Here is a 14,847-nt window from a genome sequence, read left to right on the forward strand (position 1 = left end):
GCGGTCATAGCGTGGGGGAAACGCCCGGTCCCATTCCGAACCCGGAAGCTAAGACCCACAGCGCCGATGGTACTGCACCCGGGAGGGTGTGGGAGAGTAGGACACCGCCGGACACACACATTGGTCGAGGCCCCAACCAACAGGTTGGGGCCTCCCACATTTAAAAACACCACCACCCACCCACCCGACCACGCCCGCTCACACCAGACACGTAACCCCGCAACCCCCGCCCACATCTGAGCGGGCGTTGGGGGAGAAGCTGCAGGAAGTGAGCGGGCGTCGGGGTTGGAGCTGCAGGATCTGAGCGGGCGTTCGGGTTGAGGCTGCAGGATGTGAGCGGGCGTTCGGAGCACGAGCCAGGCCTTTTTGTGAAGATTGCCACGATTCGGCCGTCAGGGCTATCGCCGTCCCGGGGGATTTGGCGTCTCCACTAGAATTGATGAAGATACACGGACTTCGAAGCGGTTGATTTCGGGTTGCGTAGGAAACAAAACGAGCGGCTGCAGTTGCGCCAGTGGTCGGCTCATAACAGGAGGAATCCAAATGGCCGAGCACAACGGTGGCAACCGCGGCAATGACCGGGGGGCCTTCCGAGGCAACAACAATTCCGGCGGGGACCCGCGCGGGTTCCGCTCCAGGTCAGACCGTGACCCCCGTGGCGGTTCTGCAGGTGGCGGTGACCGTGATCGTAAGCCGTTTGGTGATCGTCCGCGCCGTGACGGTGAAGGGGATCGTCGTGGATTCAGCGGTGGCGGTGACCGTGACCGGAAACCGTTCGGTGATCGTCCGCGTCGGGATGGTGAGGGTGACCGCCGCGGATTCAGCGGTGGCGGTGATCGTGATCGTAAGCCGTTTGGTGATCGTCCGCGTCGTGACGGTGAAGGGGATCGTCGTGGATTCAGCGGCGGTGGTGATCGTGATCGTAAGCCGTTTGGTGATCGTCCGCGTCGTGATGGCGAGGGGGATCGTCGTGGATTCAGCGGCGGTGGTGATCGTGATCGTAAGCCGTTCGGTGACCGTGACCGTAAGCCGTTCGGTGAACGTGATCGTAAGCCGTTTGGTGATCGTCCGCGCCGTGACGGTGAAGGGGATCGTCGCGGATTCATCGGCGGTGGTGATCGTGATCGTAAGCCGTTTGGTGACCGCGATCGTAAGCCGTTCGGCGACCGTGACCGTAAGCCGTTTGGTGACCGTCCCCGTCGTGATGGTGAGGGTGACCGCCGCGGATTCAGTGGCGGCGAGAACCGCAAGCCGTTCGGGGACCGCCAGGACCGCGCGCCCCGCAGTTTCGATCGTGGAGATTCCCGTGCAGACTCCGGGCGGGGCGGCTCGCGTCCCCGCGGCTTCGGCCGTGACCGCCAGGAGGAGCGCCCCGTCCGTGTGCCGAACGCAGCCGATCTCCGCAGCGCCAACCGGCCGGACCGCGAACGTTCGCCCGAAATCGATGAGGACGTCACGGGCAAGGAACTGGACCGCGCCACCCACCACCAGATCAAGACCCTCGAGCCGAAGAGCGCTGAGTGGGTGGCCCGCCACCTGGTGATGGCCGGCCGGTTGATCGATGACGAACCTGAGCTGGCGTTCCAGCATGCCCTCGCCGCGAGCCGGCGTGGTGGACGGCTTGCGGCCGTCCGTGAAGCGGTGGGCCTGACCGCCTACGCCGCCGGGCATTACGGCGAGGCGCTCCGCGAATTCCGCACGTTCCGCCGGATCAGCGGCTCCAACGTCCACCTACCTGTCATGGCCGACTGCGAACGCGGCCTGGGACGTCCGGACAGGGCGCTGGACGTTGCCCGTTCCGAGGAAGCCCAGGACCTTGACGCACCCGGCAAAGTGGAACTGGCTATCGTCGCCGCCGGCGCCCGCACCGACCTCGGCCAGCTGGATGCCGCTGTAGCCGAGCTCGAGATCCAGCAGTTGGACATCAACCGCGCATTTTCCTACAGCCCGCGGCTGTTCCGCGCCTACGCTGACGCCCTCGCCGCTGTTGGCCGCCAAGCAGAGTCGGAGAAGTGGAGCCGGCAGGCCGTCGTTGCCGAAAACGCCCTCGGCCAGGGCGTCGATGAAGAACCCGAAATCATCGACCTCGGCTGGGACGAAGAGGAAGAAGCCCGGGAAGAAGCCGAACGCCGGAAGCTGCTGGAGCGTGCGTCCACGTCCCCGGAAGCACGGGGCTCCGAAACCGAAGACGCCGCCGCTCCTTCCTCGGAAAGCGCCCAGGCTGGTCGCGCCACCGCGGCCAAGACGGTCCAGGACAGCAACCTCGACGACCAGGACGCCGACTACTTCGTCTCCGACGACGCCGAATCCGACCCGGACTCGGTGGAAGAGGACGAGCTTGATACCGACGCCTCGGAACAAAGCCACGAAGACGGGGCAGCCAGCGCCCAGCACACCGACGAACGCCGGGAGGACTGACACCGGATGAGTGACGCTTCCCTGGTTTCCCGCTTCGACGCACTCCTCGCAGACCTGGACGGCGTGGTCTACGCCGGCCCGCACGCCATCCCGGGAGCCGTCGATGCGCTGAAGCAGCTCTCCGGGCTGGGCATCGGGCTGGGCTACGTAACGAACAACGCCTCCCGCTCCCCGGCGGAGGTGGCCGGGCACCTTCGCGAGCTCGGTGCCCCGGCAGAGGACAACCAGGTGGTCAGCTCGTCCCAAGCGGCGGCGGACCTGCTGGCCTCGCTTCTCCCGGCCGGCTCACGGGTCCTGATCACCGGCAGCTCCGCGCTGGCCCGGGAAATAGAGCTGGCAGGCCTGGTACCGGTTGGCAGCCAGGACGAGGAACCCGTGGCCGTGGTGCAGGGCTTCAGCCCGTCCATCGGCTGGAAGGACCTGGCGGAAGCCACCTATGTGGTGTCCGCCGGTGCCCTGTGGGTTGCAACAAACACCGACATGTCCATTCCGCAGGCCCGCGGCATCGCACCCGGGAACGGGACCCTGGTGGCCGCCGTCGCGGCGGCGACAGGACAGAAGCCCAAAGTCGCCGGCAAACCCGAGGCACCGCTGTTCCACTCCGCCGCCAAGCGCCTAGGTGCCGAGCGTCCCTTGGTCGTGGGCGACCGGCTGGACACGGACATCCTGGGCGGCAACAACGCAGGCTTTGCCACGGTCGCCGTCCTGACCGGCGTCGACACCCGGGAAAGCATCCTCGCGGCGCGGTCCGCGGAACGGCCCGACTACATCATCGAAGACCTTGCCGGGCTGCACCGTCCGTACCCGGACGTGACGCACGACGACGGCACGTACGCATGCGGCCAGGCGACGGCACGCGTGGCCAACGGCGCGGTGGGCATCATTGGCAGCAAGGAAGACCTTGATTCCTGGCGGGCAGCATGTGCCGCCTGGTGGGCTGCGACCCCGGACGCATCCGCCCCGCAGGCGCCCAAGCTGGTGTGGATGGATCACTAGGATGGTTCCATGACTGAGCTGACCGAACCGGACAACGTGCCAGCCCAGCCTGCTCCCGAGTGGCCGCAGGCCGTCGGACAGGACATCCCCGATCCAGGCGTGGCACAGGCGGTCGACCGTCTCCAGGAGATACCCCGGCTTCCAACCGCCGGTCACGAAGACCTGTACAACCGGCTTCACGACGACCTGCTGGCCGCGCTCAACACCGACCCCACGGATAGCGCACCTGCCGCCAATGCTCCCGCAGGAGGCAGCGCCTGATGCCCGTCCGCCTCGACCAGGCACTGGTGGCCCGCGGCCTGGCACGCTCACGCACCCACGCGGCGTCGCTCATCGCGGAAGGCAAGGTCAGTTCCGGCGGCCAGGTCCTCGCCAAAGCATCCCTCCAGATCGATGACGGCCGGGACATCGCCGTCGAGCATGATGACCAGGATGTTTACGCCAGCCGTGCCGGTCACAAGCTGGCCGGTGCCCTTGACGCCTTTCCGGCGATCACCGTCCAGGGCAAGAGGTGCCTTGACGCCGGCGCCTCCACCGGCGGCTTCACGGACGTCCTGCTCCGCCGCGGGGCCGCGCACGTGGTGGCGGTCGACGTCGGGCACGGCCAGTTGGTGCCGCACCTCCGCAACGACCCGCGCGTGGCCGTCCACGAGGGAATGAATGTCCGGTACATGGCGCCGGAGGACATCGGCGGGACGTGCGCCCTGACGGTGGCCGACCTCTCCTTCATTTCGCTCACCCTGGTGGTGCGGCCGCTGGCGGCCTGCACCGACCCTGGCGGCGACCTGGTGCTCATGGTGAAGCCGCAATTCGAAATCGGCAAGGACCGCCTGGGCCGGACGGGTGTGGTCACGTCGGAGCGCGAACGCAGGCTGGCCGTAGAGAAAGTCGCCATGGCGGCGCTCGACGCCGGCCTGGACCTGTGCGGGCTGGCGGTCAGCCCGCTTCCGGGACAGGATGGCAACGTCGAATACTTCCTGTGGATAAAACGCAGGAACACCCAAGACTTGCCTAAGATCGAAGAGCGAGAGGCAGCAGCCGCTGCGTTGCTCGGACAAATCTGGCCGAACCACTAGAGAGCGGAACCTGATGAGCAGGCGTGTATTGGTCCTTGCCCACACCGGCCGCGAGGAATCACTGAAGGCTGCCTGGGAGGCCTGCGCCCTGCTGCACGCGTCGGGCATCGTCCCTGTGATGCAGGAGTCCGAGCTGGGGGACATGGAGCGTTTTTTTGGCCACCTGGCCCAGCCGGTGGAGGTGCTCCACGACCATGTCCAGCTGTCCGACGTTGAACTCGTCATGGTCCTTGGCGGCGACGGAACCATCCTGCGCGCAGCCGAACTAGTCCGCGAGGAGGACGTGCCCCTGCTGGGCGTCAACCTTGGGCACGTGGGCTTCCTGGCCGAAAGCGAACGGGCGGACCTGGCCCAGACCGTCGACTGGATCGCCAGCCGTGAATACACGGTGGAAGAGCGGATGACCATTGACGTCCAGGTGTGGGTCAGGGGACAAAAGATTTGGCACACCTGGGCTTTAAACGAAGCCGCCATCGAGAAGGCCAACCGCGAACGTATGCTCGAAGTTGTGACCGAAGTGGATGAGCGTCCGCTCACGTCCTTCGGCTCGGACGGCATCGTACTGGCCACCCCAACCGGTTCCACGGCCTACGCGTTCTCTGCCGGCGGACCCGTGGTCTGGCCGGAAGTGGAAGCCTTGGTGATCGTGCCCATCAGTGCGCACGCGCTGTTTGCCAAGCCACTGGTTGTCTCGCCCCGGTCCAGGCTGGCCGTCGAGGTGCTCGGCCGCACCGACGCGCAGGGTGTGCTGTGGTGTGACGGCCGGCGCTCCGTGGACCTGCCGCCCGGCGCCCGCGTCGAGGTCACCAAGTCCGCCAACCCGGTGCGGCTGGCCCGCACCCACCAGACCCCCTTCTCTGCCCGCCTGGTCCGCAAGTTCGAACTGCCCATCCACGGCTGGCGCGGCCCCGTGCCAAAAGCCGACGCAGTGCACACCGGCCCCATCCCGCTGGTCCGCACGCCACGGCCCATGCCGCCGCTGCAGGTCCCGGAGCCGGACGGCGCCGGCGGCGACCCCGATCCGTCGACTGCAAAGTGAATCCATGATTGAAGAACTGAGAATCCGCGATCTGGGCGTCATCACCGACGCAACGCTGCCGCTCGGCCCGGGCCTGAGCGTGGTCACCGGCGAAACCGGTGCCGGCAAGACCATGGTGGTCACCGCCGTCGGCCTCCTGCTGGGTGCCCGGTCGGATGCCGGGGCCGTCCGCAGCGGCGCGAAGAGCGCCACGGCCGAGGCCGTCCTGAAGCTTGAAGCCGGGCACCCGGCCATCGCCCGCGCCCTTGATGCCGGCGCGGAAGCAGAAGAGTTCGACGACGGCGCCGAGCTGATCCTGGCCCGCCGCCTGGGCGCGGACGGACGCAGCCGGGCGTTCCTGGGCGGCCGGGCCGCTCCGGTGGGTGTACTGGCCGAGATCGGCGAGTCGCTGGTGGTGGTGCATGGCCAGTCGGACCAGATCCGGCTCAAGAGCGCCACGGCCCAGCGGGAGGCGCTCGACAAGTTCGCCGGCGATGCCCTGGCCGGGCCCTTGGCCGCCTACCAGGAGCTCTACGGCCGGTGGAAGGCCAGCCAGGCAGAGCTGGACAGCCTGCGCAGCGCCGCCCGCGACCGGCTCCGGGAAGCGGAGTCGCTGGAGGCGGCCCTCGCGGAGATCGACGGCGTGGACCCCCAGCCCGGCGAGGACGAGCAGCTGAAGGCCGAAGCTGTAAAGCTTGCGAACGTTGAGGAACTCCGGATCGCCGCCAGCACCGCCCACCAGGCCCTCATCGCCGAGGACTTTGGCGAAGCCGCCGATGCAACCACGCTTGTGGATGCTGCAAAGCGCACCCTGGAGCATGTGGCAGAGCACGATGCCGAGCTCGGTTCCGCCGCCGCACGCCTGGCCGAAGTTGGTTTCCTGCTCAACGACATCGCCACGGAACTTGCCAGCTACCAGGCAGGACTGGACTCGGAAGGGCCGGAACGGCTTGCCGAAATCGAGGACCGCAGGGGCGCCTTGGCCAAGCTGGTCCGCAAGTACGCACCCACCATTGACGAGGTGCTGGTGTGGGCTGAAACTGCGCGGGTTCGGTACGACGAACTGCAGGACGACTCCTCCCGGATCGAGGCGCTGGACGCCGAGGTGGTGCGGGCCGAAGCGGAGCTCCAGAAGCAGTCGGTGGCCATCAGCAAGATCCGGTCCAAGGCCGCCAAGGACCTCTCGGCCCGTGTCAGCGCCGAATTGACGGCGCTGGCCATGGCAGACGCCACCCTGGTGATCAACCTGGAACCAGCCGGACAACTGGGCCCGCACGGCGCGGACGACATCAGTTTCCTGCTCCAGCCCCATTCCGGCGCTCCGGCCCGGCCGCTGGGCAAGGGTGCATCCGGCGGTGAATTGTCCCGCGTCATGCTGGCCATCGAGGTAGTGCTTGCCGCCGTGGATCCGGTCCCCACGTTCGTCTTCGACGAGGTGGACGCCGGGGTGGGCGGACGGGCCGCCGTTGAGATCGGCCGGCGGCTGGCGATGCTGGCCCGACACGTGCAGGTGCTGGTGGTCACCCACCTTCCCCAGGTGGCTGCTTTCGCTGACCAGCACATCACTGTGACCAAAACCTCGGTCAGGGGAGCCGACGGCAAAACCGCCACAGGCTTCACGTCCAGTGATGTCCGCCTCCTTGACGGTCCCGAACGGGTCCGTGAACTGGCCCGCATGCTGGCAGGCCAGGAGGACTCCGAATCCGCGCAGGCACACGCCCGCGAACTGCTGGACGACGCCAAGCTCCTGCCCCAGCGGGCCTGACGGGACAACGACGGGATGGCTGAATTGATGATAGGCTCGAATTCCGTGGTGCAGCGATCAAATTCCCGTGTAAATTCCCGGTTCCCGGGCTCCTCCAAGACGACGAAGCACATTTTCGTCACCGGCGGTGTGGCGTCCTCGCTCGGTAAGGGACTGACGGCTTCAAGCCTTGGTCACCTGCTACGGGCCCGCGGCCTGTCCGTGACGATGCAGAAGCTCGATCCCTACCTGAACGTGGATCCGGGCACAATGAACCCCTTCCAGCACGGCGAGGTCTTCGTGACCGACGACGGCGCCGAGACGGACCTCGACATCGGGCACTACGAGCGCTTCCTCGACGAGAACCTTGAAGGTTCCGCGAACGTGACCACCGGCCAGGTGTACTCCACGGTGATCGCGAAGGAACGCCGCGGCGAATACCTCGGCGACACCGTCCAGGTCATCCCGCACATCACGGATGAGATCAAGCGCCGCATGCGCCTGCCCGCCGAGGGAAAGAACGCCCCCGACGTCATCATCACCGAAATCGGCGGCACCGTTGGCGACATCGAGTCCCAGCCGTTCCTCGAATCCGCCCGCCAGGTCCGCCAGGACATCGGCCGCGGAAACGTCTTCTTCCTGCACGTCTCGCTGGTGCCCTACATCGGGCCGTCCCAGGAATTGAAAACCAAGCCCACGCAGCACTCCGTGGCCGCGCTGCGCTCCATCGGCATCCAGCCCGAAGCGATCGTGATCCGTTCGGACCGCGAAGTTCCCGAAGCCATGCGGGAGAAGATCGGCCGGATGTGCGACGTCGACATCGACGCCGTGGTCAACGCCGCCGACGCCCCGAGCATCTACGACATCCCCAAGACCCTGCACTCCCAGGGACTGGACTCCTACATCGTCCGCGCCCTCGACCTGCCGTTCAAGGACGTCGACTGGACCAGCTGGGACAAACTGCTCGACGCCGTCCACAACCCCAAGCACCACGTCGAGATCGCCCTGGTGGGCAAGTACATCGACCTGCCCGACGCCTACCTTTCGGTGACCGAAGCACTGCGCGCCGGCGGCTTCGCCAACGAGGCCAAGGTGAAGATCCGCTGGGTCCCGTCTGACGAGTGCGAGACGCGCGAAGGCGCCATTAAGGCGCTCGACGGCGTCGACGCCATCTGCGTGCCGGGCGGCTTCGGCATCCGCGGACTGGAAGGGAAGCTCGGCGCCTTGAAGTTCGCCCGCGAAACCAAGCTCCCCGTCCTGGGTTTGTGCCTGGGCCTGCAGTGCATGGTCATCGAGTACGCCCGCAACGTGGTGGGCCTGGAGGGTGCCTCTTCCAGCGAGTTCGAACCGGACTCCAAATACCCCGTCATCGCCACGATGGAGGAACAGCTCGAGTTCGTCGAAGGGGGCGGAGACCTCGGCGGAACCATGCGCCTGGGCCTCTACGAAGCCAAGCTTGACGAAGGCTCGGTCATCGCCGGAACGTACGGCGCCACGACCGTCAGCGAACGCCACCGGCACCGGTACGAGGTCAACAACAAGTACCGCCAGCAGATTGCCGACAAGGGCCTGGTCTTCTCAGGTACCTCGCCGGACGGCAAGCTGGTGGAGTTCGTCGAGCTGCCCGCCGACGTTCACCCGTACTACGTGGCCACGCAGGCGCACCCCGAGCTGAGCTCGCGGCCCACCCGCCCGCACCCGCTGTTCGCCGGCCTAATCAAGGCGGCCCTGGACCACCAAGGCGCCGGATCCCAGGCGGTTGCCGACACGGCTGCGCCCGTGGCCGGGAAGGCCGCGGCATCCGGTACGGTTACCGCTAAGTAGTCAATAGAGCAGAAGAAGGACGGCGCGATGCCTGGTACACCTGAAACCATCCCTGCAACGCAGGTTTCGGATGCACCAAGCCCGCGCCGTCTTTTGTCTACCGAGAAGGTGTACCAGGGCCGGATCTGGGACGTCGTCAGCGACACTTTCCAGCTTTCCGAGTCCGGGGATGCGCTGACCCGCGACTATATCGACCACCCCGGGGCAGTGGCTGTCCTGCCCATGGATGCCGGGGGCCGCATCCTGCTCCTGAAGCAGTACCGGCACCCGGTAGGGATGGATTTGTGGGAGGTGCCGGCCGGCCTGCTCGACGTCGAAGGCGAAGACTTCGTGGTGGGCGCCGCCCGCGAACTTGCCGAGGAAGCCGACCTCGCCGCCGGAACCTGGAACGTCCTTGCCGACGTCTTCAATTCGCCCGGCTCGTCCAGCGAAGCAATCCGCATCTACCTGGCCCGCGACCTCACCGAGATCCCGCACCACGAACGCCACGAGCGGACCGACGAGGAAGCGGAGATCGAGTTCCACTGGATCAGCTTGGACGATGCCGTGGCCTCCGTCCTGGCCGGGCGCCTGCACAACCCGTCCGCCGTCGTCGGGATCCTTGCCGCCGCAGCCGCCCGTGCCGGCAACTTCCAGGAACTCCGCCCCGCCGACGCCCCCTGGCCCGCGCACCCCAGCCAGCGCTGATGGGTCCCGGTCCTTCGGCTGAACCGGTGCCTTCCGCCGGACCGGCGCCGCGAACCGCTGCGGCCGCTGCAGACGCGGAACCGGCAGCAGGACGTTCCGGGGCCATCGACCGGGCCATCACCGATTATTTGCAGCACGTGGGCGTGGAGCGGGGATTGGCCGCCAACACACTGGCGGCCTACCGCCGCGACCTCGCCCGGTACGCCCGGTACCTCGCGGCCGCCGGCTGCAGCCGCCCGGAGGACATCACCCGTCATCATGTCACCGGTTACGTCCGCGCCCTCTCCGACGGTTCCGACGGCGGCTCCGCCTTGGGAGTGCGGTCAGCGGCCAGGACAGTGGTGGCGGTAAGGGGACTGCACAAGTTCTGGGCCCTCGAAGGGTACACGCCGGCCGATCCCGCCAGCGAAGTCCATCCGCCGATGGCCGGCAAACGGCTGCCCAAAGCCATCAGTGTGGACGAGGTGACCCGCATCCTCGAGGCCGCGGGCACTGACACTGCCACCGGGTTGAGGGACCGGGCCCTGCTCGAGTTCCTCTATTCCACCGGAGCGCGGATCAGCGAGGCGGTGGGGCTGGACGTCGATGACATCACCCTCGCGGAGCCCGGGGCGGGTCCCGCCATCGTCCGGCTGTTCGGCAAGGGCTCGAAGGAACGGCTGGTCCCGCTGGGGTCGTACGGGGCACGCGCCCTCGATGCCTACCTGGTCCGCGGCCGCCCGCTGCTCGCCGCCAAGGGCAAAGGCACACCGGCCCTGTTCCTCAATGCCCGCGGCGGACGGATCAGCAGGCAGAGCGCCTGGACCATCCTGAAGGCTGCTGCGGAGAAAGCCAACATCACCAGGGACGTCTCACCCCACACGCTGCGCCACTCGTTCGCCACCCACCTCCTCGAAGGCGGCGCCGATGTCCGGGTGGTGCAGGAACTGCTGGGCCACGCCTCCGTAACCACCACCCAGGTCTACACGCTGGTCACGGCCGATACGTTGCGGGAGATCTACGCCGCCGCCCATCCGAGGGCTCTGGGCTAGCCGGCCCCGGGGCCTGCCGGCGGCAGGAAAAGATCGTTTACCCGGCCAGGTCCAGGGTTACTTCCGCTGCGCCGAGGGACAGGGCCAGGATCGAAGTGCCCAGTCCGGCCACGAGCAGCAGCCCCGGGTGGGCGAGGGCAACCACTACCTGCCGGAGCTGCGGCGAGCGGTGCAGGAACCCTGACGGCACACGCGAATGCACCGGTACCTGGCGCCAGCCCCGAAGGCGTCGCAGGAACCACGCGCAGCGCACGATCAGTGCCATCCACAGCACGGACACAACCAGCGGGACGGCCGCGGCGAGCAGGCTGAGTCCGAGCGAGGTGACTTCCCGCTCCGAATCGCCGGCAAGCGCCTGGACCGTGGTTGAAATTGAGGCGCTGGCCACGACCGAGATGCCCCACACCAGGAAAGCGGCAGTCAACGCCAGGAACCTGACGAAGAAGTGCGACAGCACAGATTCCCGTGTTGGCCGGAGGTACCGGCGCGGAGTTGCGTGAAGCACGGCCACAGTGCACGCCAAGGTGGGCAGGGCGGCCATCCCCACGCAGATGTACCAGGTCCAGCCGGCCAAGTCCAGGTACTCGTCGGCAACGATCAGCACCGCCCACGCACCGGTCCACGCCCACCCGGCATACAGCGGATTCCGGGCCAGCCAGCCCGGCAACGGCACGGGGCGGCGAAGCACGGCCCCAACTTTTGGTGCAGGGGTGGAGTGGTCCTCTCCAGCCGGGTTCATGGGCCTCACTGTAGCAATGGGGAAAGGCCCGTGGCAGCAGGCGTGATGCAGTCCGGTATCCGCGGAGGTGCCGGTTAGGCTGGAGCCATGACCGCAGCCGCCGTGACTCTTTGCTTCCTGCTCCGCGACGGGGCCGACGGGACTGAGGTCCTTCTGGGGCTGAAGCAGACAGGTTTCGGCAAGGGCAAGATCGTGGGCATCGGCGGCCACGTTGAACCGGGGGAGACCGACCAGCAGGCCGCGGTCCGGGAAGTCCTGGAAGAAACCGGTGTGGTTTTGCAGGTGGAAGACCTGGCCGACGCCGGATCGGTCCACTTCGTCTTCCCGGCCCGGCCGGAATGGAACATGCAGACCAGGCTCTTCACCGCCCGCCTGTGGCACGGCGAGCCGGCCCCCAGCGACGAAATCCTGCCCGAATGGTTCCCGGTGGATACCTTGCCGGTCGAGCGGATGTGGCAGGACGCGGACCACTGGCTCCCCGTGGTGCTCGAAGGCGGGACCGTGAGGGTCGTGGTCACCATGGAGGCCGACAACGAATCCGTCGCCTCGTCCGAAAGCCTATTGGGCTGACCTGCCGGGCAACCTTCGCCTGGACAGCCACGGTGTTTCAGGACAGCCATGGCGATTAACGCCCGACGGCGGCCCGGGCACTTCGGTGCCCGGGCCGCCGTCGTCCACCACCCGCTAGGGAAGGTGCCGTTCCTCCACGCCGTTGTACTCGCTCAACGGCCTGATCAGCGAGTTCGAGTCCAACTGCTCCATGATGTGCGCGGTCCAGCCGGTGATCCGGCTGGCCACGAACAGGGGAGTGAAGGTAGGGGTGTCGAAGCCCATGAGGTGGTAGGTGGGCCCGGCGGGGTAGTCGAGGTTGGGCTTGATGGCCTTGGCCTCGTCCATCGCGGTTTCCAGCCCGTTGTACAGTCCCAGCAGCTCCGGGCGGCCGTAGTGGGCGATCATCTTGTCCAAGGCGGCCTTCATGGTGGGAACCCGGGAGTCGCCGTGCTTGTAGACGCGGTGGCCGAATCCCATGACCTTCTTCTTCTGGGCCAGGGCATCTTCCATCCATGCTTTGGCCCTGGCAGCGGCTTCTTCGAGGGATTCCTCCTGCCGGATGCCGATCTCGTCGAAGGTGTGCATGACGGCTTCGTTGGCGCCGCCGTGCAGCGGACCCTTGAGGGCCCCGATGGCTCCGGTCACTGCAGAGTGCAGGTCCGAGAGTGTCGAGGTGATCACGCGGGCGGTGAAAGTCGAGGCGTTGAAGGAGTGCTCAGCGTAGAGGATCATCGAAACGTTGAAGGCCTCCACCACCTCCGGGACCTGTTCTTCGCCGAAGGCCATCCAGAGGAAGTTTGCCGAGTAGCCCAGGTCATCGCGCGGTTCAACCACGTCCTGGCCGTGCCTGCGGCGCTGGTCGTAGGCCACCACCGCGGGCATGGCGGCGAACAGGTCGATGGCCTTGGCCATGTTGGCGTCCCGGGACGAATCTTCGGCCAGGGGGTGCCGTGCGCCCATCACCGAGGCTGCGGTGCGGCAAACATCCATCGGATGGGCCGTGGTGGGCAACGCGTCGATGACTGTCTTGACCACCGGATCCAGGGCCCGGCCGGCCCGTTCCCGCGCGGAAAACTCGGCGAGCTGTTCTTTCGCGGGCAGCTCCCCGTTCCACAGCAGGTAGGCGACTTCCTCGAAGCTGCACTTGGCAGCCAGTTCCTGGACAGGGTAGCCGCGGTAGAGCAGTGAGTTGGTGTCCGGGTTGACCTTCGACACCGCGGTGTAATCCACCACGACGCCGGCGAGGCCTTTTTTGATCTCATTTTCAGCCATGCTGAAACTCCTTTGTTCCTAACGCCTGTTGACCGGCCGGGGCCGGCAGTCCGGTGGGGGTGTCAGATTCCGGGGATCTGGAAGTTGAAGACCCCGGTGTCAAAGCGGTTGTAGGCCTCGTAGTCGACGAGGTCATAGAGACGCGCGCGGGTCAGCATGCTCGAAACCTGGGCCTCCTGGGTGCCGTCGGATTTGATCGATTCCAGAGTACGCTCAGCAGCGCCCATGGCACTACGGAGCAGCGTGACCGGGTAGATCACCATGTTGACGCCGACGCCGGCCAGTTGGTCAACCGTGAAGAGGTCGCTTTTGCCGAACTCGGTCATGTTGGCCAGGATCGGGACGTCCACGGCATCGCGGATGGCCTGGAATTCGCTGAGGTCCTTCATGGCTTCCGGGAAGATTGCGTCCGCTCCCGCGTCCACGAGGGCCTTGGCGCGCTGCTGTGCCGCCTCGAGTCCGTCGGTGGCCCTGATATCGGTGCGCGCCATGATCAGGAAGTTCGGATCGCGCCGGGCGTCGGCCGCGGCGCGGATCCGCTTGGTGGCGGTCTCGAGGTCCACCACGTTCTTGCCGTCGAGGTGGCCGCAGCGCTTGGGGTTGAACTGGTCCTCGATATGCAGGCCGGCCAGGCCCGCGTTCTCGAGTTCCTGCACGGTGCGTGCCACATTCATGGGTTCGCCAAAGCCGGTGTCGGCGTCCACGATCGAGGGCAGGTCTGTCATCCGGGCGATCTGCCCAGCCCGGGTAGCCACCTCGGTAAGGGTGGTCAGCCCGATGTCCGGCAGGCCGAGATCGTTGGCGAGGACCGCGCCGGAGATGTACACCCCGGCGAAGCCCTTTTCCTCGATCAGCCGCGCGGAGAGCGGGTTGAAGGCACCGGGGAACTGCTGGATGGTCCCGGAGGCGAGCAGTTCCCGGAACCGGATCCGCTTCTGCTCCGGGGTCGTCTTCGAATACAGCATTAGAAGAGTCCCTTCGGTGCTGCCGCCAGGTCGATGACGCCGGGGGCGGCGGTGATGTTCAGCTGGTCCAGCTCGCCCGCGGCGAGTTCGGGGAGGCGTTCGACGGCGGCGAGGAACCTTTCGATCTCGGCCTCCTCCACGAGCCCGGCGGCAAGGGTGCGGAACTTGTTGACGTACTGCTCCCGGGCGAACGGCCGGGCGCCCAGCGGGTGGGCGTCGGCGACGGCGATCTGGTCGGTGATGACGGTGCCGTCCTTGAGCGTGATTTCCACGGAGCCGCCGAAGGCCTTCTCGGCGATGTCCAGGGAGTGGTAGCGGCGGGTCCATTCGGGATCCTCGACCGTGGTGACCTTGTGCCACAGTTCCACCGTGTCCGGGCGGCCGGCTCGTTCCGGGGCGTAGGAGTCGACGTGGTGCCAGGCGCCGTCCTGCAGCGCGACGGTGAAGATGTACGGGATGGAGTGGTCCAGGGTCTCGCGGGACGCGGTGGGGCTGTACTTCTGAGGGTCGTTGGCGCCGGAGCCG

Annotated in this window: 14 protein-coding genes, 1 rRNA gene and 1 pseudogene; 11 read left to right on the plus strand and 5 right to left on the minus strand. The window is 67.0% G+C overall.

Features of this window, described 5'->3' with window-relative positions:
• Positions 1-113, plus strand: a 5S ribosomal RNA gene (gene rrf / locus DC347_RS19640); the annotation flags it as partial.
• Positions 114-639: 526 nt separating this feature from the next.
• Here rrf and DC347_RS22035 read toward each other — a convergent pair.
• Positions 640-1,485, minus strand: a complete 846-nt coding sequence (locus tag DC347_RS22035) for a hypothetical protein (protein WP_240617875.1) — start codon at positions 1,483-1,485, stop codon at positions 640-642.
• Here DC347_RS22035 and DC347_RS22040 point away from each other — a divergent pair.
• From DC347_RS22040 to xerD, 9 genes are read left to right on the plus strand one after another with little or no spacing between them, the layout of a single operon-like run.
• Positions 1,381-2,418, plus strand: coding sequence for a hypothetical protein (locus tag DC347_RS22040; protein ID WP_240617876.1), 1,038 nt, complete (start codon positions 1,381-1,383; stop codon positions 2,416-2,418). The genes DC347_RS22035 and DC347_RS22040 overlap by 105 nt on opposite strands.
• 6 nt (positions 2,419-2,424) lie before the next feature.
• Entirely contained in the window at positions 2,425-3,414 is a 990-nt protein-coding gene (locus tag DC347_RS19650; protein WP_018763497.1) for an HAD-IIA family hydrolase, read from the plus strand.
• 9 nt (positions 3,415-3,423) lie between these two features.
• Positions 3,424-3,675: a hypothetical protein gene (locus DC347_RS19655; RefSeq protein WP_018763498.1), complete on the plus strand. Its 252-nt coding sequence runs from the start codon at positions 3,424-3,426 to the stop codon at positions 3,673-3,675.
• Complete coding sequence (locus tag DC347_RS19660; protein WP_109864176.1) at positions 3,675-4,490, plus strand: TlyA family RNA methyltransferase; 816 nt, start codon at positions 3,675-3,677, stop codon at positions 4,488-4,490. The genes DC347_RS19655 and DC347_RS19660 overlap by 1 nt, the downstream gene beginning before the upstream one ends.
• A gap of 13 nt (positions 4,491-4,503) precedes the next feature.
• Entirely contained in the window at positions 4,504-5,529 is a 1,026-nt protein-coding gene (locus tag DC347_RS19665; RefSeq protein ID WP_026265079.1) for an NAD kinase, read from the plus strand.
• 4 nt (positions 5,530-5,533) lie between these two features.
• Positions 5,534-7,273 carry a DNA repair protein RecN gene (gene recN, locus DC347_RS19670; protein ID WP_109864177.1) on the plus strand — a complete coding sequence of 580 codons (1,740 nt, stop codon included), beginning with the start codon at positions 5,534-5,536 and terminating at the stop codon, positions 7,271-7,273.
• 27 nt (positions 7,274-7,300) lie between these two features.
• Complete coding sequence (locus DC347_RS19675; RefSeq protein ID WP_109864182.1) at positions 7,301-9,076, plus strand: CTP synthase; 1,776 nt, start codon at positions 7,301-7,303, stop codon at positions 9,074-9,076.
• A 27-nt stretch (positions 9,077-9,103) separates the two neighbouring features.
• The gene (locus tag DC347_RS19680) at positions 9,104-9,763 is read left to right on the plus strand and encodes an NUDIX hydrolase (protein ID WP_109864178.1); all 660 of its coding nucleotides are present in this window, start codon (positions 9,104-9,106) and stop codon (positions 9,761-9,763) included.
• Positions 9,763-10,794, plus strand: a complete 1,032-nt coding sequence (xerD, locus tag DC347_RS19685; RefSeq protein ID WP_206073973.1) for a site-specific tyrosine recombinase XerD — start codon at positions 9,763-9,765, stop codon at positions 10,792-10,794. The genes DC347_RS19680 and xerD overlap by 1 nt, the downstream gene beginning before the upstream one ends.
• A 37-nt stretch (positions 10,795-10,831) precedes the next feature.
• On the opposite strand, the gene DC347_RS19690 is transcribed toward xerD, so the two are convergent.
• Positions 10,832-11,533 carry a hypothetical protein gene (locus DC347_RS19690; RefSeq protein ID WP_109864179.1) on the minus strand — a complete coding sequence of 234 codons (702 nt, stop codon included), beginning with the start codon at positions 11,531-11,533 and terminating at the stop codon, positions 10,832-10,834.
• 87 nt (positions 11,534-11,620) lie between these two features.
• Here DC347_RS19690 and DC347_RS19695 point away from each other — a divergent pair, with 87 nt between their 5' ends.
• Positions 11,621-12,103: an 8-oxo-dGTP diphosphatase gene (locus DC347_RS19695; protein WP_109864180.1), complete on the plus strand. Its 483-nt coding sequence runs from the start codon at positions 11,621-11,623 to the stop codon at positions 12,101-12,103.
• Between the two features lie 114 nt (positions 12,104-12,217).
• Here the strand turns inward: DC347_RS19695 and DC347_RS19700 are convergent, their stop codons facing one another.
• The 3 genes and pseudogenes from DC347_RS19700 to DC347_RS19710 form a co-directional block, all read right to left on the minus strand.
• Complete coding sequence (locus DC347_RS19700) at positions 12,218-13,357, minus strand: bifunctional 2-methylcitrate synthase/citrate synthase (protein WP_018763507.1); 1,140 nt, start codon at positions 13,355-13,357, stop codon at positions 12,218-12,220.
• 62 nt (positions 13,358-13,419) lie between these two features.
• Entirely contained in the window at positions 13,420-14,322 is a 903-nt protein-coding gene (gene prpB / locus DC347_RS19705) for a methylisocitrate lyase (protein ID WP_109864181.1), read from the minus strand.
• Positions 14,322-14,847 (minus strand): annotated as a pseudogene (locus tag DC347_RS19710) (MmgE/PrpD family protein); the annotation flags it as partial. The pseudogene DC347_RS19710 and the gene prpB, both read right to left, overlap by 1 nt.

The sequence above is a fragment of the Pseudarthrobacter sp. AG30 genome, from assembly GCF_003116525.1.
GTDB lineage: Bacteria > Actinomycetota > Actinomycetes > Actinomycetales > Micrococcaceae > Arthrobacter.

Excerpts from the sequence above, each read along its gene's own strand:
- DC347_RS19650 (WP_018763497.1), top strand. The coding sequence starts at position 2,425 with ATGAGTGACGCTTCCCTGGTTTCCCGCTTCGACGCACTCCTCGCAGAC.
- DC347_RS19655 (WP_018763498.1), top strand. The coding sequence starts at position 3,424 with ATGACTGAGCTGACCGAACCGGACAACGTGCCAGCCCAGCCTGCTCCC.
- DC347_RS19660 (WP_109864176.1), top strand. The coding sequence starts at position 3,675 with ATGCCCGTCCGCCTCGACCAGGCACTGGTGGCCCGCGGCCTGGCACGC.
- DC347_RS19665 (WP_026265079.1), top strand. The coding sequence starts at position 4,504 with ATGAGCAGGCGTGTATTGGTCCTTGCCCACACCGGCCGCGAGGAATCA.
- recN (WP_109864177.1), top strand. The coding sequence starts at position 5,534 with ATGATTGAAGAACTGAGAATCCGCGATCTGGGCGTCATCACCGACGCA.
- DC347_RS19675 (WP_109864182.1), top strand. The coding sequence starts at position 7,301 with ATGATAGGCTCGAATTCCGTGGTGCAGCGATCAAATTCCCGTGTAAAT.
- DC347_RS19680 (WP_109864178.1), top strand. The coding sequence starts at position 9,104 with ATGCCTGGTACACCTGAAACCATCCCTGCAACGCAGGTTTCGGATGCA.
- xerD (WP_206073973.1), top strand. The coding sequence starts at position 9,763 with ATGGGTCCCGGTCCTTCGGCTGAACCGGTGCCTTCCGCCGGACCGGCG.
- DC347_RS19690 (WP_109864179.1), bottom strand. The coding sequence starts at position 11,533 with ATGAACCCGGCTGGAGAGGACCACTCCACCCCTGCACCAAAAGTTGGG.
- DC347_RS19695 (WP_109864180.1), top strand. The coding sequence starts at position 11,621 with ATGACCGCAGCCGCCGTGACTCTTTGCTTCCTGCTCCGCGACGGGGCC.
- DC347_RS19700 (WP_018763507.1), bottom strand. The coding sequence starts at position 13,357 with ATGGCTGAAAATGAGATCAAAAAAGGCCTCGCCGGCGTCGTGGTGGAT.
- prpB (WP_109864181.1), bottom strand. The coding sequence starts at position 14,322 with ATGCTGTATTCGAAGACGACCCCGGAGCAGAAGCGGATCCGGTTCCGG.